Here is a 17,628-nt window from a genome sequence, read left to right on the forward strand (position 1 = left end):
GCAACGCACCACATCAGTGCGCGCATAATCGACTCGTGACCGCACACATTCGCCCCGACCTCGCCTCTATCCCCGCCTACGTTCCCGGACGCAATTTCCCGGGTGCGATCAAACTGGCGAGCAACGAAACGACCGTGGGGCCGTTGCCCGGTGTGCGTGACGCCGTCGCCGACGCAGTCGCCAATGCCAACCGTTACCCGGACAATGCCGCTGTCGCACTCATCGAGGCGCTGGCCGCGTTCCTGAAGGTCGAGCCGGCCAACGTCGCCGCTGGTTGCGGCTCCGTGACGCTGTGCCAGGAACTCGTGCAGATCACGTGCGATCAGGGGGACGAGGTCATCTACGCGTGGCGATCGTTCGAGGCGTACCCCGTGGTCACCCAGGTCGGCCACGCCGTCTCGGTCAAGGTTCCGCTGACCGAGGACTTCGGCCACGACCTCGATGCGATGCTGGCCGCGATCACCGATCGCACGCGGTTGATCTTCGTCTGCAACCCCAACAACCCGACCGGCAATGCGCTGTCGAAGGCGGAGCTCGAAAGCTTCCTCGACGCTGTCCCGGCACACGTCGTCGTAGCGCTCGACGAGGCGTACTTCGAATACTCACGCTCGGACGCCGACGGCATCGAACTGTTCCGCAGCCGCCCCAACGTGGTTGTTCTGCGCACCTTCTCGAAGGCGTACGGCCTCGCAGGAATCCGCGTGGGTTACGCGGTCGCGGATCCGGAAATCATCGTGGCCCTCGGCAAGGTGCACACCCCCTTCACCGTGAGCGCTGTCGCGCAGGCCGCCGCAATCGCTTCTCTGGCTGCAGCAGACGAACTGCTTGCCCGCACCGAGGGCGTCATCGCCGAGCGGACGCGAGTTCGAACCGCGCTGATCGAAGCCGGCTACACCGTCCCCGAGTCGTCGGCGAACTTCGTCTACCTCCCTCTCGGAGAGCTCTCCCCCGGTTTCGCCGAGGCGAGTACCGAAGCGGGCATTCTGATCCGCCAGTACGGCACCGAGGGCGTCCGGATGACGATCGGCGATCCGCACGAGAACGATGCGTTCCTCGCTTTCGCGAACACCGACGTCGCGAAGCGGGCAGCCGGCATCGGCGTGACCGCGTGACACTCGATACATAACTGTTACGCCGAGGACTGGAATTCGTTTCGGCAGACGGGCACACTCAGGGAGGTTCGAAGCCGGTCCGAGTGAGGGAGCACGACGCATGACGCGACGCATGACACGAACGTGTGCCGTGCTCGCGACAACCCTTCTCGCCACCACCGCGACCTCCCTGAGCGGTGTCGCCACCGCCCAGTCCCAGGACACGGTGTCGGTACGTCTGTTGGCGTTCAACGATCTGCACGGCAGTCTCCGCCCGCCGGAAGGTGTTCGCAGCGAGATCAGGCAGGCCGACGGCTCACTGACCCCGGCCGGTGGCGCGGCGTACCTCGCGGCCTACGTGACACAGCTTCGCAGTCAGGCCACCAACTCGCTGCTGTACTCGGTCGGTGACAACTGGGGATCGTCGGCATTGGAATCGGCGATGTTCAACGACGAGCCGACGGTCGAACTGCTGAACCGGATGAAGATCGACGCTTCCGCGATCGGTAATCATGAGCTGGACAAGGGACTCGCCGAGTTCCGTCGCATGCAGTCCGGCGGCTGCTCCGCCGTCGATGCGTGCACGTTCAGCCCGTCCTTCGACGGCGCCAACTTCCCACTGATGGCCGCGAACATGACGTACACCAACGGCACTCCGGCCACGCTGCCCTTCACCGTGAACATGGTCGACGGCATTCCGCTCGGAGTCATCGCGATTTCCCCCGCCAACACGTCGCAGATCGTCACGCCCGGCGGGATCGCCGATCTGCAGTTCGGCGACGAGGTCGAAGCGATCAACCGCACCGCCGACGTCCTCGACTTCTTCGGCGTCAAAGCCATCACCGTCCTCCTGCACCGTGGGGACGAACCGGCCGTCGAAGGTGGGCCCAACGATTGCAACGTCGAGTCCGGGCCGGCCCGCGACATTGCGTTGCGTGCCTCACCGAAGGTCGACGTCATCTTCACCGCCGACAGCCACCAGCAGTACAACTGCGAATTCCCTGATCCCGCAGGCAATCCCAGAGTCGTCATGCAGGGCGCTTCGCACGGCCGGATCGTGTCCGTCGCAGACGTCACCATCGATCGCAACACCCGCGAGGTCGTTCGCGATCAGACGTCCGCTTTCAATCAGATAGTGACACACGATATTTCGCCGGATCCCGATATTCAGGCTCTCGCGGACCGAGCCTGGTCGGAGGCGTCGGAAAGCGCTCAGCGACCGGTGGGGACCATCACCGCCGATCTGACACGGGACCGCGTCCCCAGCGGTGAATCGACACTCGGCAACCTGGTCGCCGACGCTCAACTCGCAGCCGGATCGACACGAGGCGCTCAACTCGCGTTGACGAACCCGGGCGGCATGCGCGAGGACTTGGACTTCGGCACTTCCGGCCAGGTCACCTACCGCCAGGCCTACGGTGTTCAACCCTTCGGCAACAGCCTCGAGGTGCTCTCCGTCACAGGAGCGGTGTTGAAGGACGCTCTCGAACAGCAATTCCAGATCGACCTCGACGGCACCGCTACCGAGCGCATCCTCTCCCCGTCCGCGGGCTTCACCTACGCCATGGACCGGCGAGCAGCGCCGGGCTCGCGAATCTCGGAAATGCGCTTGAATGGGCAGGACATCGCCCCCGACGGCGTCTACAGCGTCGTGGTGAACAAGTTCCTCGCCGAGGGCGGGGACGGCTTCACCGCACTGAAGAACTCCACCCAGATGACCGGTGCGGGCAACGACCTCGACGCCTTGACTGCCCTGTTCGCAGCCGGGTCCCCGGTCTCGCCACCTGCCACCGATCGCATCCACACCGTCGGCTGAATAGGCATCCCCGCGCTCGATTGCCTAGTCTCGACGGGTGATCATCGCGACCCATAACGGCAAGTTCCATGCAGACGACGTCTTCGGCGTATCGCTGCTCAAGCAGCTGTACCCCGACGCCACCGTCGTTCGCAGCCGTGACGAGTCCGTCCTCGACAGCGCGGACATCGTGCTCGACGTCGGCGGTCGCTACAACCCGGCCGAGGGTCGCTTCGACCATCATCAGCGCGATGCCGGCGAGCGCAGCAACGGCATCCTGTACTCCGCCTTCGGTCTGCTCTGGCAGGAATACGGCCTGCAGTTCTGTGAAGGCGACGCCTCCGTTTTTCGCCGAATCGACAGTCGTCTGGTCGAGGGCATCGACGCCGTCGACAACGGCCAGGAGATCTACACCCTCAACGACTACGGCACCAAGCCTTTTGATCTGTCCTCGGTGCTGGACCTGTTCAACCCGATCTCGTCCACCGACGAGGAGTTCGACACCCAGTTCGAGCTGGCCGTGGTTCTCGCAACTCAGGTCTTGATTCGCCTGCGCGCCAAGTACGCCGGCGACGCTGCAGCCGAGCGCGAGTTCACCGAGACCTACGAGAAAGCGTCGGATCCGCGCTTCGTCGTGCTGGAACGCTTCGTTCCCCACGGCCGCGCCGCGTCGGCCCAGCCGGAACTTCTGTTCACCATCTTCCCGAACACCAACGGCGGCTGGTCGATTCAGACGGTCAAGCCTGCGGACTCCAAGTTCGGTTCACGAAAGCTGTTGCCGGAGCCGTGGCGCGGCCTGAACGGCTCGGACCTTGCTGCCGAGACGGGCGTCGACGGTTCGGTGTTCTGCCACAAGGCGGGGTTCATCGCGGCTGCGCAGACCCGTGACGGCGCCCTCCAGTTGCTCGAACTGGCACTGGCCGAGTAGTTCTCAGCTCGCAGTCCAGTTCACATTCCCAGGGCGGTCTTCACTGTCGGCCAGGAATCGTGAAGCGCGTCTTGCCAGTACGGCCATGAATGGGTGCCGTCGTTTCGATACGCGAACACTGCGGGAATCGACAACTCCCCCAACCTCGCTTCGAACAGTTGTGTACACGTGTTGGCAAGCGCCTCGAGCGGTCCGCCTTCGATGGCAGTCTGCAGTCCACTCGGCGTGAAGACGTTGTCGTACTCTCCGGGCGCGCCCGTGCCGGAAGAAACGTAGATCGTCTTCCCACGCAGCATTTCCGCGTTGGTGGACGGGTCGTGCTTTTGCCAGTCGGGGTCCGATGCCGGGCCCCACATGTTGGTGGCGTCGCCTGCCTTACTGGCCACGGTCAGCCGCACGGAATCCTGCGAAGACGACTCGGAGTTGTCGAGACAGCCGCTGTACGAGGCTAATCCGGTGTAGAGCTTCGGGTGATGCGTGATGAGGTTGGCCGCGCCGAGCGCACCCATGGACACCCCACCGACCACATTCGTCCCGTTTCCGGAGAACGCAGAATCGATCAACGCCGGAAGCTCTTCAGCGAGAAACGATTCCCACTTGTTCACACCGAGGTTCGGATCGTCGTTCTTCCAGTTGGTGTAGAAACTGCCGGTACCGCCCACGGGGAGAACGACGTTGACGTTCTTGTCGGCGAAAAACGTTTCGATGTCGGTCTTCTGGGTCCAGGTGCTCTCGGAGTACCCGGATTCCGAACCGGCACTTACTCCGTCGAGCAGGTAGAAGGACGGACGCGAACCTGCACTGGTCGCTGGATGCAGAACTTGCACTTGCACCTCGCGTCGCATGGCCGGCGACTCGACGAACACGGCACTGCGAGTGGGCGACAATTGCTCGATGCGATTGATGTGAGCACCGGTCTGACCGGCCATATCTCCGGGTGGGTTTTCAGGCGCCGGATCGGCATACGCAACTGCGCCCACGACAAGCGCGAGCACGACCAACACAATCCCGACAAACCCAAATCTCCGCATCCGTCAAGCGCCCCCTGAGCATCGCACGACTACCGCTAACCCTCGATTGGACAGGACGAACGTCCCGGGGTCAACCCACTGGTTGGGATTTATTACTCGCGGGTATCCAATGGAGTTGGACAGTTCTCCACCGATGCACACACAGGTGTGGATAACTTCATTCACATCCACTTCCCAGTTGTGCATAACCTGTGGACAAAAGGATGAATTACAACAGAGGTATTCCTTCTACCTGCATCGTTCCGTTTCCCCACAGTGTGCATAACTTTGTCGAACTGTGCTCACGAGACGCCGGTTTCCGGGCGTGTCCATGCAGTTCACACCGCGGCGCCACTCTTTGTTCACAGGCACGACACCACCGCCCGACTTCGCTCCCCACCCCGACTTCATACTTGTTGCATGCTGACCGCTCTGCTCGCCGCCACAGCCGTGCTCGCCCTACTGACTCTGGTCCCGGGGCCGGACATGGCCGTCGTGACGCAGGCAGCTCTCGGCGCGGGCAGATCCGCCGGTTTCCGGGTAGCGGCCGGCATCGTCTCGGGCCTTCTGGTGTGGGGTCTGCTGACTGTCCTCGGGCTTTCGGCGATCCTGGCCGCGTCGGCCGAGGCGTACACCGTGGTCAAGCTCGCCGGTGCTGCCTACTTGATCTATCTCGGTGTGCGAGCACTGTGGGAGAGCCGGACCTCACGGATGCAACACAATGCCGACGCCCCGCGCGCGCCGAAGGCCGGGACATGGAAGACGGGCTTTACCACCAACCTGCTCAACCCCAAGATCGCCGTCTTCTACACCGGACTGCTGCCTCAGTTGGTTCCGGCCGGATGGCCGACGGGACCATCGCTTGCGCTGCTGGTGCTCATCCACGCAGCCATCACCATCGTGTGGCTCAGCGGCTACGTGGTCCTTCTCTCACGGGCGCGTAGCACCTTCGAGAAGCCCCGAGTGCGACAGGCACTCGAGCGCATAACCGGAACAGTTCTTCTAGGATTCGGAGCGAAGATCGCGCTCGAAGCGCGCTGACACGGCAATCGGAAAAGAGTAGACAGTGGGCGCGTGGGGATCGGGACCGTTCGAGAACGACGGTGCAGGGGATTTGATCGCGTCCATCGGACACGGTGACTTCACCTTCGAATCGGTGGAGTGGGCATTCGAGGACGACTACCTCGAGGTGGACGGCGGCCAAATCGCCGTCGCCTTGCTCGAATTGGTGTTGATCGTGCGCGCCGATCGCAAACGCGACCCTGCCACCCAAGACCTCGATCTCGATTCCTTCACCTCGACCCTGACCAGCGAGCGGTTCACCTGGCTGATCGAGATGGTCGAGCGCACCATCGCATCGACCGATTCGGAACTGTTCGAACTGTGGGACGAGCAGGGACCGGAAGAGCTTGCGTCGTGGCGAGTTCCCGTCGTGGACGGTCTCGAGGACCTGCGCGTTCTGTCGGTCTGATTCCGTCACCGCTCCATCACGTTTGCTTATCGGGCCACAACGGTTCGGTCTTGGTCAGATGCCCTGGTAGGACCCTATGGTCGAACGGATCACCGAGTGAGAATTGTGGCTCGTCGACGACGGGAATCCACGCTCACCCCGGACCCAGGAGCAGACCATCATGGCGACATTCGTTCCGGCTGCGCGCGTCGACAGAATCAGGGAGTCGCCGAGTGTGGCTGCCGCACAACGAGTGCGCGAGCTGAAGGCCCAGGGTCGCGAAATACTCGACCTGACGGTCGGTGAGCCCGATTTCGACACACCCGACAACATCAAGTCGGCGGCGATCACGGCGATCAACACCGGCCAAACCAAGTACACGGCAGTCAACGGCATCCCGGCACTACGCGAGGCAATCGCAACACGCGCGGCTTCGCGGACCGGAATCCAGTACGCGGACAACCAGATCACCGTCGGCGGCGGAGCGAAGCAGGTCATCTTCCTCGCTCTCATGGCGACGGTCGAAGCCGGCGTCGAGGTCATCGTTCCCGCTCCTTACTGGGTTTCGTACCCGGATATGGTCCTCGCTCACGACGGAACTCCGGTGATCGTTCAGTGCGAGGAGTCCGACAACTTCCTTCTCACTCCCCATGCTCTCGCCGACGCGATCACTCCGAACACCAAGTGGGTCATCCTCAATGCCCCGGGCAACCCCACCGGATCGGTGTACACGCGCGAGCAGTTGCAGGCCATCGCCGAGGTGATCGAGGCCAATCCCCATGTCAGTGTGTTGGTCGACGAGATCTACGACGAGATCAACTTCGGCGACGCTCCGATCACGAGTCTGCTCGAGGTCGCCCCGCACCTTCGTGATCAAGTGCTGGTCACCAACGGTGTCTCCAAGTCTCATGCCATGACGGGGTGGCGACTCGGATACGGACTCGGAAATTCCGGATTGATCGGCGCCATCAACAAACTGCAGGGTCAGAGTTCTTCCTGCCCGTCCTCGATCAGCCAGGCGGCAGCCGTGGAAGCCCTCACCGGCGACCAGAGTTTCCTCACCGAATCCGTACGGAGCTACCGACTTCGACGCGACCTCTCGGCTCGCCTCCTCGGTGCTGTCCCGGGGCTCGAGCCCGTCGTGCCGCAGGGTGCGTTCTACCTGTTCGTCAACTGCGCCGCCATGATCGGCAAGCAGACCCCGGGCGGCACCGTGATCGAGTCCGACCAGGATCTGGTCCTCTATCTCCTCGACGAGGCGTCGGTTGCCACTATTCAGGGTTCGGCATACGGCGCTTCGCCGTACTTCCGCATCTCCTTCGCCACATCCGAGGCTGTCCTCGAAAAAGCCGCGACACAGATCGCCGCTGCAGTCGAACGCCTTTCCTGATCTTCCATACCTTCTGGAGTACAAGATGATTCACGTCAAGACCAAGATCGACCGCGCGGACAAGGACCTGATAGCCGAACTGGGGACGTTCTCCGCGGCCACGATTCACGAGGCGCAGGGTCGCAAGGGTTCGCTGCATCCGGCGATCAAGCCGATCGACCGCGACATGAAGTTCTGCGGCTCCGCTTTCACTGTCAAATGCCATCCTCGCGACAACCTCATGTTGCAGGTTGCGATCAGCTACGCTCAGCCGGGCGACGTTCTGATCGTCTCTTCAGGCGATCAAGCCGCCGGCCAGTTCGGCGATGTTCTGGCCAATGCCTGTGTCGCACGCGGCATTACCGCGCTGGTCACCGACGGCGGAGTGCGCGACACCCGGGAAATCCGCGAACTCGGATTCCCCGTCTTCTCCAAGCACGTGTGCATCGAGGGAACTGTCAAGGAATCACTCGGGCCGATCAACCATCCCCTGGTTTTCGGCGATCAGGTCGTCTACCCCGGCGACGTCGTCAAGGGCGACTGCGACGGTGTTGTCGTGGTCCGCCGCGAGGAGGTTGCCGAGGCCATCGAACTCTCACGCGCCCGTGACGAAGCCGAAGCCGAGTACATCGAACGTTACAAGCGGGGCGAAACTCCGCTCGAGGTAAGCAATCTGACTGCCCTGCTGGAAGCCAAGGGCTTGGTGGTCGAATAACCTGCTGTGCGCCTTTATTAACCGCCCGCGGTTAATAAAGGCGCACAGGGTCGAAGGCCTCAGAACCGTAACAGCACCTTCCCCGACACCGAAGCATCCTTGGCCACCGCGAAGGCTTCCACAGCTTCCTCGACCGGATATTCGTGTGTGAGGACAGCATCGACAGCAAGCGAACCGTCGGCAAGGGCGAGAAGCACCTCGTCGATTTCGTCGTTGAAGCGGAATGAACCCACCAACTCCAACTCTCGCGTGATCGCCAGCGAGATGTGTACCGGTTGAGGTCCGGACGGAAGAAGCCCGAGCATGACCACCCGTCCACCGCGCGTCGCCCCGCGGATAGCGGATTCGAGCCCGCGATGATTGCCGGTGCACTCGACGACCACGTCGGCATCGGCTGAAGCGACGGCGTCGACGTCGGTGGCCTTCAGAACTCGATCCGCACCGAGCGTCGACGCGATCTGCAGTGGAACGTCGTGCATGTCGACCGCGGTGATCGACTGCGCGCCTGCTCGTTTGAGCACGGCCACGACCAGCGCCCCGATGGGTCCGCACCCGACGACCAGCGCTTTCTTTCCGCGTACGTCTCCCGCTCGCGAGACAGCGTGCCAGGCAACGCTTGCCGGTTCCGCTACCGACGCTGTCCGCAGGTCCAGCCCCTCGGGCAGTGTCCGGAGCATGCGTGTCGGGAGCACTGCGTATTTCACGAATGCCCCCTCGGTGTGCGGGTACTGCGCTGCACTTCCCAGGTATGTGCAGCAGGGTGAGAGGTTGGGCCGATCGCTCGGAAACCGTGGGGTGGTCCCACCGGGCGTTGCGGGGTGTACGGCTACGGAAGTTCCGACTACCGGCCCCGTTCCGTCGGCCGCGGTCGTCACGACCGTGCCGACCACCTCGTGACCGAGCAGCATCGGTGCCTTCAGAATCGACTCCCCCGCCGCACCGTGCGTCCAGTAGTGCAGATCTGATCCACACACACCGCCGTAGGCGATCTCGACCACTGCCTGCTCAGCGGTCGGCGCAGTCAACGCGACGTGCTCGACCCGCAGGTCACCGGCCGCATGGGCCACCACTCCGAGCGTCGTTTCCGGTAGTACAAAACTCATGATGCGCTCTCTCAGTCGTTGCGACGGATGAAGTCGAGGCCACCGGGCACTTGGAAGGTGGGGAGCACCTCGATGAGACCCAGGTTGACGTGGCCGGGAGCGTCGATCGCGAACTCGATGGTATCCGCGATGTCCTTGGTGGTGATGGATTCGTAGCCCTCGTAGAAGGTCTCCCATGCTTCTTGCATGGCCTCGGGCGTGCCGCCGAGGTTTCGGCCGAAGATCTCGGTCTCGACCCGGCCGGGGCAGATCTCGGTCACTCGAATCCGCTTGCCGATGCAGTCGTTTCGCAGCTGGCGCGAAATCTGGTGCACCGCAGCCTTGGTCGCGTGGTACGCAGTGTGGCCGTAGAAGTTGTACAGGCCGGCGATGGAACTGATGTTGACGACGTGGCCGAGATCGCGCTCCACCATTCCCGGTAGCAGAATGCGGCAGAGGTGCAGGACGGCACGAAGATTCACGTCCACCATCGCGTCCACCGACGCCTCTTCGGCGTCGAGAATGTTCCCGGTCGCGGACACCCCGGCGTTGTTGACGAGGATGTCGATCTCCAGTCCGCCAACAGCTTCGGCGAGCGCGGCAGTGTCGGTGATGTCCACGGGCAGCGGGATCATTCCGGTTCGATCGGCAACCTCAGCGAGCTTGTCGGCATTGCGGGCGACTCCGTAGACGGTGAGTCCACGCTTGGTGAACATCTCGGTGACGGCGGCACCCATTCCGGTGTTGGCGCCGGTGACGAGTGCTGTGCGGTAATCGGAGAAAGGCATTTGTGTGCTCCTACAGGAAGAAATTGGTATGACCCGGCAGCCGCCGCGGACTGCAGGCGACTACCGGGCCGGATCAGGAGTGACTCACGCGAGAAGTCACAGAGTGTCGCGAAGCGGAACGTGGGCGCGATCGGTGATGGTGCTGACCGCGATCAGCGTGCCGATTGCGGTGATGACCGCGTAGAAGGCGGGAACGTAGATACCGAATTCGGGGATCAACCAGGTCATCAACAACGGCGCGGTACCTCCGAAGAGTGCGGACGAGATGTTGTAGCCCAAGCCGTAGGCGGAGTAGCGAACCCGCGTGGGGAACAGTTCGACGATCAGAATATGGATGACGGCTGTGTGCCCGGCGAAGATCACTGCCATGAGGCAGGCACCGAGCACGGCGAGTCCGACGTTGCCGGTCACGATCATGGCGTAGCAGGGGATCGCTCCGATCGCCATTGCTGCAGCAGCACCGGCGATGACCTTCTTGCGACCGATCCGGTCGGAGAGAGCACCCATGAACGGGATCGCGAAGCAGATCGCGACCAGGCTGGATGCGGTGACGAGAAGCGCCGTCCCGGTGGAGAATCCGATCTGATCGCCTTTGAGGAACGTGGGCATGTACGAGAACAGAACGTAGTAGCCGGAACCGTTCATCAGGGGGATGAACAGGGCGAGGATCATGGCGCGGCGGTGCTCGGGAGTGGAGAACGCTTCCTTGAGCGGATTGCGCGACAAACCGCCGGATTCCTTGAGCCGCTCGAAGTTCGGGGTATCGGAGATCGCGCGACGGATGTACCAGCCGATGATTCCCATCGGAATGGCCATGAGGAACGGGATGCGCCACGCCCACGATGCGAGTCCGCCGCCGTTGATCGCTTCGGCGTTGAGCCACGGCGACATGGCGAACGCGATCATCGTTCCGGTCAGCAGGGCCAGGAACGACGCGATCTGCGCGTAGCTCGTGACCAAGCCGCGCTTGCCTTCCGGGGCGTGTTCGGCGAGGAACGTCATGGCGCCGGCCGCTTCACCACCGACGGAGAATCCCTGCACGATCCGCAGGAAGATCAGCAGTGCCGGTGCCGCGATACCGATGGCCGCGTAGGTGGGCAGCAAGCCGATACCGGCGGTCGCCACGCTGATCAGCATGATGACGAACACCAACATCTTCTGTCGACCGATCCGGTCGCCGAGGATGCCGCAGACCACCGCGCCGAGGGGCCGAACGAAGAACGAGACCGCGTAGCCGGCGAACACCAGCATCAGCGCGTCGCTCGACTTCGACACGTCGAAGAACACAATGGCCAGTGCCGTCGCCATGAACGCGAAGACACCGTTGTCGTAGAGCTCGACGAAGATGCCGACGCAGCCCGCTGCGACGACTTTTCGAACCTTGCGCGGGTCGGCTACCTGGCCGTCTACCGCTTCGATGGTGTTGGTCATGCTGTCTCCAAAATAGACGCGCGGCGCGGAGCGCTCGCGGGGCGTGTGGTGCCGACGTGGCTCGGTACTCGGGCTTCCGAGGTGTGAAGAGGTATCCGGAGGGTGGTGAATACGTTCTCCACACGCCGCCTCAGCAAGGCGATGCGGTGCTGCTGTTCGCGGTGCTCTGCAACCGCCGTTGCGACGTTGCAGTTCCGGAATCGGACGCGGTGCCCGGGTCGGGCCTGTCCCAGCTGTGAAAGTGAAACGGTGGTGACGACGGCCAGCACCGGATAGCCGGCGGTGACGCCTCTACCTCGATGCAAGACCAGAAGTTCGTTGCCTGCGGGTACTTCGACGGCGCCGATGGGGACGCCGCGCGAGAGGACCTCGCCGGTGCTGGTGCGCTGTGGGAGCGGCTGTTGATCGACCGGTGCCAGCCGCAGCCCGATGTGATTGCTCTGATCGCCTACTACGAATTCGGTGCCGAACAGCGCGGCTGCACTCTCACCGAAGTCGTCGATGTCGGGGCCGTCGGTCACGTCGAGCGTCCACACGTTGCCGAAGGACGGTCGGTCCGGCAGCAGCCGGAACAGCGGTAGTCGGAAAACCGGGTGGTCGATCGGCGGGCAGTCGGTGTCGACGACCAGCGTCTCCCCCGCGGTCAAGTGACGGCCGAATCCGAGGACCTGGTCGGGAGCGCAGCTCCCCAGGAGATAGTCGGCCGTCAGCTCTCCGTGGACGGCGACGTAGACGCGCAAACCGTCGTGGATTCCAGTGACGGCAAGCCGCTGACCGGCGCGCCAGACGATCGGTTCCCACTGCGGTTGCCGATGTCCGTCGACGGTCACCGTTGCCGGTGCGCCCGTGACGGCGATCAGCAGATCCGTGGACGCCGACGCGGAAAAGTCGAGGGCCGTCAGCTCCAGTAGCGGGGCCTCGCGCCTACTACCCACCAACGCGTTGGCGATCTCCGCGCTGATCTGGTCGGCTGCGCCGCCCGTCGCCTGACCGAACTGCGACGCCGATCCACGCCCCAGGTCCTGGACGGAGCTGATTCCGGGAGTCAGGACGGTGACTGTCTCAGCCATGGGGTTCGCTCCCTACGGGCAGGAGCGAGCGTCCGTCGAATTCGTCCCAGCGATCGGCGTCGATCGCGCGGAAGACGAACAGGTCACCGGGGCGGTATTCCGAGATCTGATCCGACGTCGGATCGACCAAGGTGAGTGGGGTACGGCCGATCACTGCCCAACCGCCGGGCGCAGGCCTGGCCGAAACGACTGCCTGACGTCCGGCCACCGCAACGGAACCGGCCGCGACGTGCGGTCGCGGGCTCGATCGACGCGGAATGGGGAGACCGAACGCCGGGCCGTCGAGCATCGGGGCGCCGCCGGGAGAGCCGTAGCAACGCATGACCAACGGGGCTGCGGAGTGAAGGCGCACCACTTCGGCTTCGGTGACGCCGAGGAACCGCGCTGTCTCACCCAGGTCCGGGCCGTGTTCGCCCCCGTAGACGACGGGGATCTCGAACGTCCTAGGGTCACCTTCCAGCGGTCGGGGGATAGTCGTTGCTTCGCGAACCAGGCCGCGGACGGCGTCGTGGTCGGTGAGGAGGTTGTCGAACTCGACCAGCAGGGCGTCGTATGTCGGGATGACGCTGACGATGCCGTCGGCACCGAGATCGAAACGTGCAGCGATCGATCGAACGGTGTTCCAGTTCTGCTCGGCGGTCCCGCCGCTGATACTGACACGAACGGCGGCGTCACCGCAGTCGGCGACGTAGGTCTTCACGCGGAACACCCGACATCACGGGCCCGCCGTGACGCCACGACCCGGGTCAGCGGCGCAATGGTGACACCGGCGGCCTCGAGCGCGGCGCGAATCGCCTTCGCATTCGCGACGGCACCGGGGTTGTCACCGTGTACCAGGACCGTATCGGCGACAACCGGGATCAACGTGCCGTCCACAGCTTCTACCACTTCCTCGACCACCATCCGAACGGTCCGCTCGACCAGAACGTCGACGTCGTGAATCACCGCTCCCGGCTCGCTGCGGGGCACGAGAGTTCCGTCGGAGTTGTATGCGCGATCCGCGATTCCGACGATGCCGACGCTCAATCCTCGGGCGGTCGCCTCGCCGGCCAACGCCCCGTCCTGGGCGAGCACGATCAACGACGGATCGAAGGCCGCGACCGCATCGACGACGGCACGCGCGTAATCCTGGCGTACGGCAACAAGATTCCCGAGCTTGCCGTGGGGAGCGATATGCGACAACGACGTTCCGTTCGCGACCGCAAAGGCGTGAAGGGCGCCGAGTTGGAACAGCACGTCGGTTCGGACCTCGTTCTCGCTGAGATCCATCGCGCGACGGCCGAATCCGGCGAGGTCCGGAAAACTCGGATGAGCGCCGATTCCGATACCGCGGGATACGCACCCTCGAACCGTTGCATCCATGGTTCGTGGATCGCCTGCATGGAATCCACAAGCGATGTTGGCCGAAGTCAGCGTGTCGAGCAGAGCATCGTCGGCGCCCATGGTCCACGTGCCGAAACCTTCGCCGAGATCGGCGACAAGATCGATGCTGGTTGCCATTTCGGTCCTTCCGGTTCGTTTACTTGTTCGTACGGGCGCCGTTGCCCGTGGCTGGTCCGATTGTCGAAGTTCTGTGTGTCGACTTCGGTGTTTCTGGGACGCTACTCAGGAACGCCAAAGGGTTGTTAATACCGTTTCGCGTTGGGGTGATCGGAATTCGATATGTCCGTTGAGCTGGTAGTTTGCACAGCATGGACACGAGAAGGCTCTACTCGTTCGTACGAATTGTCGATGCCGGCAGCATCACCCGAGCCGCCGACATCCTGCACATCGCACAACCCGCCCTGAGCCAACAGATGACGTCGCTGGAAACGCAGTTCGGTCAGCAACTCCTGATCCGCAGCAAACAGGGTGTCGAGCCGACCGATGCGGGGCATGCACTCTATCGGCATGCTCAGGTGATTCTGCGTCAGGTGGAGAGCGCTCAGGCCGAGGTGTCCGTGGTCGGACGGGCGCTGGCGGGTGGCGTCTCCGTCGGCCTCGCCCCGTACAGCACCGCCACGGCAATTGCGTTGCCGCTCTTGGCCCGTGTACGCGAGCAGCACCCGAATATCTTGTTGCACATCAACGAGAACTTCGGTGGTGTGCTCAGCGAAGCGATGATGACCGGTCGCATGGATCTGGCGTTGTTGTACGACGCGGGCCCGATCAAGGGTGTGACATTCGAACGCTTGCTTACCGAGGAACTGGTGGTGGTCGCGCCGTTCGGTACCGGACTGGCAGGCGAATCGGGATCCGACATTTCCCTGCCCGAGATCGCCGAACTGCCGCTGCTGCTTCCGGGTCGGATGCACACCATTCGCAAGGTGGTGGAGCAGGCTTTCGACCGGGCAGAGCAGCAACCGAACGTCGTGGCCGAAGTGGAATCGGTGATGACGCTGTCCGAGGCCGTACGCACCGGATTGGGCGCGACGGTCCTGCCGTGGTCGGTGGCCCGCAGGGTCATGGACGTCGAAGCCCTCGAGCTACGACGCATCGAGCCGGGCATCGAAGTGCATGTCTCCCTGGGCACCCCGGCCAATCAGCCCCTGTCCAAACCTGCCGAGGCGGTGCGCGATGTTCTGCGCACCGTCGTGGCCGACTATGTGAAGGGAACCAACGCGAGCGGTCAGTAGCCCGCCGACGGATCGATCACGGCGGCGAGGTCCTCACCTGCGGCGAACCGAGCGACGTTGGCTGCGACGTGATCTGCCAGGACGCGGGTGAGCGTCGTAGCCGGGTTGGCGACGTGTGGAGTGATGATCGCGTTGGGCAGCTTCCACAACCGATGCCCGTCCGGCAACGGCTCGGGATCGGTGACGTCCAGTGCCGCCCCGCCGATCGAACCGGCTTCGAGGGCGTCGACCAATGCGTCCGTGTCGACGAGGGTCCCACGCGCGATGTTCACGATCCAGCTCGACTCCGACATCTGGTCCAGTTCAGCCTTGCCGACCAGATGCCGCGTCGCGGATGTCGACGGCGCCGCGATCACGAAGTGATCAGCCTTGGACCAGATTTCGCCGGTGCGGTCGGCCGAGAGCGTTTCGGAAGCACCCTCGACAGGGGTCCCGGAGCGGGTGATCGCGATGACCTTGACCTTGGACGCGGCGAGGTACGGGATCAACGCACGGCCGATGCCGCCGCAACCGATGATCGCCACCGTCGAGCCCTGCAAGGTGCCCACCCGCGGGTCGAACTCTTCCTTGCGCCACGAGCGCGCCGCCAATTGTTCGGGGAGAGAGCGAACTCCGGCGAGGAGAAGCATCATCGTATGTTCGGCGACATTGCCCGCGTACGCTCCGGCAGCAGACGTCCAGACCCGCTTGTCGTCGATCACACCGGCGTCGAACCAGGGCTCGATCCCGGCGAACGGCAACTGCACCCAGCGAACCGAATCGGGTAGCGACGACGGGAACGTCTCCGGCCCCTGTACCCACACGACGCCCTCGGCTTCTGCCAGTGGAACGAGAGCTCCACCGGCTCGGCGTATTCCGTCGGCGACGTGAGGATCCTCGACGGGACCGAGGTGGATGCGAGGGGCGCTGGCGTCTGTCATGTGGGTGCTTTCTGTTCGAGTAGCGGACGATCTAACAGCGGACAATCAGACGACGGCTGTCATTCCGCCGTCGACGTAGAGGATCTGACCGTTGACGAAATCCGAAGCCGGGGATGCCAAGAACAGTAGCGACCCGATCAGCTCCTCGGTACGGCCCCAGCGTCCGGCGGGCGTCCGCTTGGCGAGCCACGCGGTGAACTCCGGATCGTTGACCAGCGCAGAGGTCAATTCGGTGTCGAAGTATCCCGGTGCGATCGCGTTGATCTGCAAACCGAAGGGTGCCCAGTCGGCGCACATTCCGCGGGTGAGCATCTTCAGCCCACCCTTACTGGCCGCATACGGTGCGATACCTGCTCGGCCGAGTTCGCTCTGCACCGAGCAGATGTTGACGATCTTCCCGCGTCCGCGCTCGACCATGGCTCGGGCGAATTCACGTCCGACGTAGAACGCACTGGTCAGGTTGGTGTCCATGACACGCCGGAAGTCGTCGTCGCCGAACTCGAGAAGCGGGGCACGGTGTTGCACGCCGGTGTTGTTGACAACGATCTCGACCGGGCCGACCTCCGCCTCGATGCGTGTCGCCGCATCCCGGACGGCAGCCGAATCGGTGACGTCGAAAGCGAATGCGTGCACCGTTGCACCGGTCGCGTCGGCGATGCGTCGACGCTCGGCTTCGAGCACGTCGACATTTCGGCTGTTGAGCACCACTACCGCACCCGCCTCGGCGAGACCAGTAGCGAGGGCCGAGCCGATGCCTCGGCTCGAACCCGTCACCAGCGCGACCTTCCCGGAAATATCGAACGGGCCGGGGCTTGCGGTGCTACTCACGCTGTGACGCTCCTCTGAGATGTATGGATGTAGTCGACTGCCTCGCCCACCAGTGTGCTCGGTTTGGAGACGACATTCAGCGTGACGCCGCGCTCGTCGTCTGCGAGCGGTTCGAGAGCGTCGAACTGGGAGAGGAGCAGACTCTCCGGCATGAAGTGCCCGGCGCGGGAACGCATACGAGCGGAGATCGTCTCGACATCGCCGGCCAGGTGGACGAACTGCACGTCGAGACCGTCCGGGCGCAACCGGTCCCGATAGTCCTTCCGCAGAGCCGAACAGGCAACGACGCCCGTGCGTCCCGCATCGGCACGCTCGGACAACCAGGCCGCGATCGCGTCGAGCCACGGCGCACGATCTTCGTCGGTCAACGGTGTCCCCGAACGCATCTTGGCGACATTGGACTCGGGATGCAGATCGTCACCGTCGACGAAGTCTGCTCCGAGAGACGTGGCGAGACCTACTGCCACGGTGCTCTTTCCAGCACCGGCCACACCCATCACAACTACCTGCACGGTCATGCTTCGACCATGCCCGAC

At 63.6% G+C, this 17,628-nt stretch carries 18 protein-coding genes; 8 read left to right on the forward strand and 10 right to left on the reverse strand.

Annotated elements, in window-relative coordinates:
• The first annotated feature begins 35 nt into the window (after positions 1-35).
• The 3 genes from hisC (at position 36) to ABWI03_RS23025 (ending at position 3,814) form a co-directional block, all read left to right on the forward strand.
• Positions 36-1,112: a histidinol-phosphate transaminase gene (hisC, locus tag ABWI03_RS23015; protein WP_124566656.1), complete on the forward strand. Its 1,077-nt coding sequence runs from the start codon at positions 36-38 to the stop codon at positions 1,110-1,112.
• A gap of 100 nt (positions 1,113-1,212) precedes the next feature.
• On the forward strand, positions 1,213-2,907 hold the full coding sequence (locus ABWI03_RS23020; protein WP_298776557.1) for a bifunctional metallophosphatase/5'-nucleotidase: 1,695 nt from the start codon (positions 1,213-1,215) through the stop codon (positions 2,905-2,907).
• Positions 2,908-2,944: 37 nt separating this feature from the next.
• Positions 2,945-3,814 carry an MYG1 family protein gene (locus ABWI03_RS23025; protein WP_124566654.1) on the forward strand — a complete coding sequence of 290 codons (870 nt, stop codon included), beginning with the start codon at positions 2,945-2,947 and terminating at the stop codon, positions 3,812-3,814.
• Between the two features lie 20 nt (positions 3,815-3,834).
• Here the strand turns inward: ABWI03_RS23025 and ABWI03_RS23030 are convergent, their stop codons facing one another.
• On the reverse strand, positions 3,835-4,845 hold the full coding sequence (locus ABWI03_RS23030; protein ID WP_298776560.1) for an alpha/beta hydrolase: 1,011 nt from the start codon (positions 4,843-4,845) through the stop codon (positions 3,835-3,837).
• 399 nt (positions 4,846-5,244) lie between these two features.
• On the opposite strand from ABWI03_RS23030, the gene ABWI03_RS23035 reads away from it, so the two are divergent.
• The 4 genes from ABWI03_RS23035 to ABWI03_RS23050 all read left to right on the forward strand — a co-directional run bounded on the left by ABWI03_RS23035 (position 5,245) and on the right by ABWI03_RS23050 (position 8,358).
• Positions 5,245-5,865, forward strand: coding sequence for a LysE family translocator (locus ABWI03_RS23035; protein ID WP_095969527.1), 621 nt, complete (start codon positions 5,245-5,247; stop codon positions 5,863-5,865).
• Positions 5,866-5,890: 25 nt separating this feature from the next.
• Positions 5,891-6,295 carry a DUF4259 domain-containing protein gene (locus tag ABWI03_RS23040; protein ID WP_298776562.1) on the forward strand — a complete coding sequence of 135 codons (405 nt, stop codon included), beginning with the start codon at positions 5,891-5,893 and terminating at the stop codon, positions 6,293-6,295.
• Positions 6,296-6,455: 160 nt separating this feature from the next.
• Positions 6,456-7,664: an aspartate transaminase gene (locus ABWI03_RS23045; RefSeq protein WP_298776564.1), complete on the forward strand. Its 1,209-nt coding sequence runs from the start codon at positions 6,456-6,458 to the stop codon at positions 7,662-7,664.
• Between the two features lie 25 nt (positions 7,665-7,689).
• A complete protein-coding gene (locus ABWI03_RS23050; RefSeq protein ID WP_298776569.1) occupies positions 7,690-8,358 on the forward strand; it encodes a 4-carboxy-4-hydroxy-2-oxoadipate aldolase/oxaloacetate decarboxylase in 669 nt (222 codons plus the stop codon).
• 59 nt (positions 8,359-8,417) lie between these two features.
• Here the strand turns inward: ABWI03_RS23050 and ABWI03_RS23055 are convergent, their stop codons facing one another.
• The 6 genes from ABWI03_RS23055 to ABWI03_RS23080 form a co-directional block, all read right to left on the reverse strand.
• Positions 8,418-9,461, reverse strand: a complete 1,044-nt coding sequence (locus ABWI03_RS23055) for an L-idonate 5-dehydrogenase (protein ID WP_298776572.1) — start codon at positions 9,459-9,461, stop codon at positions 8,418-8,420.
• A gap of 11 nt (positions 9,462-9,472) precedes the next feature.
• Positions 9,473-10,228, reverse strand: a complete 756-nt coding sequence (locus ABWI03_RS23060) for an SDR family oxidoreductase (protein ID WP_124566649.1) — start codon at positions 10,226-10,228, stop codon at positions 9,473-9,475.
• A gap of 96 nt (positions 10,229-10,324) precedes the next feature.
• A complete protein-coding gene (locus tag ABWI03_RS23065; protein WP_235171076.1) occupies positions 10,325-11,659 on the reverse strand; it encodes an MFS transporter in 1,335 nt (444 codons plus the stop codon).
• Positions 11,656-12,729 (reverse strand): 5-oxoprolinase subunit C family protein, encoded by a 1,074-nt coding sequence (locus ABWI03_RS23070; protein ID WP_124566648.1) that lies wholly within the window; start codon positions 12,727-12,729, stop codon positions 11,656-11,658. Before ABWI03_RS23070 ends, ABWI03_RS23065 begins: the two co-directional genes overlap by 4 nt.
• Entirely contained in the window at positions 12,722-13,429 is a 708-nt protein-coding gene (locus ABWI03_RS23075) for a 5-oxoprolinase subunit B family protein (protein ID WP_298776576.1), read from the reverse strand. Before ABWI03_RS23075 ends, ABWI03_RS23070 begins: the two co-directional genes overlap by 8 nt.
• Positions 13,426-14,229, reverse strand: a complete 804-nt coding sequence (locus tag ABWI03_RS23080; protein ID WP_298776578.1) for a LamB/YcsF family protein — start codon at positions 14,227-14,229, stop codon at positions 13,426-13,428. The genes ABWI03_RS23075 and ABWI03_RS23080 overlap by 4 nt, the downstream gene beginning before the upstream one ends.
• Before the next feature lie 191 nt (positions 14,230-14,420).
• Here ABWI03_RS23080 and nac point away from each other — a divergent pair, with 191 nt between their 5' ends.
• The gene (nac, locus tag ABWI03_RS23085) at positions 14,421-15,344 is read left to right on the forward strand and encodes a nitrogen assimilation transcriptional regulator NAC (protein WP_030535780.1); all 924 of its coding nucleotides are present in this window, start codon (positions 14,421-14,423) and stop codon (positions 15,342-15,344) included.
• On the opposite strand, the gene ABWI03_RS23090 is transcribed toward nac, so the two are convergent.
• Genes ABWI03_RS23090 through ABWI03_RS23100 form a run of 3 tightly spaced genes read right to left on the reverse strand, consistent with a single transcriptional unit; the run spans position 15,338 to position 17,610 of the window.
• The gene (locus ABWI03_RS23090; RefSeq protein WP_298776580.1) at positions 15,338-16,264 is read right to left on the reverse strand and encodes a D-isomer specific 2-hydroxyacid dehydrogenase family protein; all 927 of its coding nucleotides are present in this window, start codon (positions 16,262-16,264) and stop codon (positions 15,338-15,340) included. The two genes, nac and ABWI03_RS23090, sit on opposite strands and share 7 nt — an antisense overlap.
• Before the next feature lie 45 nt (positions 16,265-16,309).
• Entirely contained in the window at positions 16,310-17,092 is a 783-nt protein-coding gene (locus ABWI03_RS23095) for an SDR family oxidoreductase (protein WP_166811806.1), read from the reverse strand.
• Positions 17,089-17,610, reverse strand: coding sequence for a gluconokinase (locus ABWI03_RS23100; protein ID WP_185564450.1), 522 nt, complete (start codon positions 17,608-17,610; stop codon positions 17,089-17,091). The genes ABWI03_RS23095 and ABWI03_RS23100 overlap by 4 nt, the downstream gene beginning before the upstream one ends.
• Between the last annotated feature and the right edge of the window lie 18 nt (positions 17,611-17,628).

Origin of the sequence: Rhodococcus baikonurensis (assembly GCF_040489275.1) — a bacterium.
Taxonomy (GTDB): domain Bacteria; phylum Actinomycetota; class Actinomycetes; order Mycobacteriales; family Mycobacteriaceae; genus Rhodococcus_F; species Rhodococcus_F baikonurensis.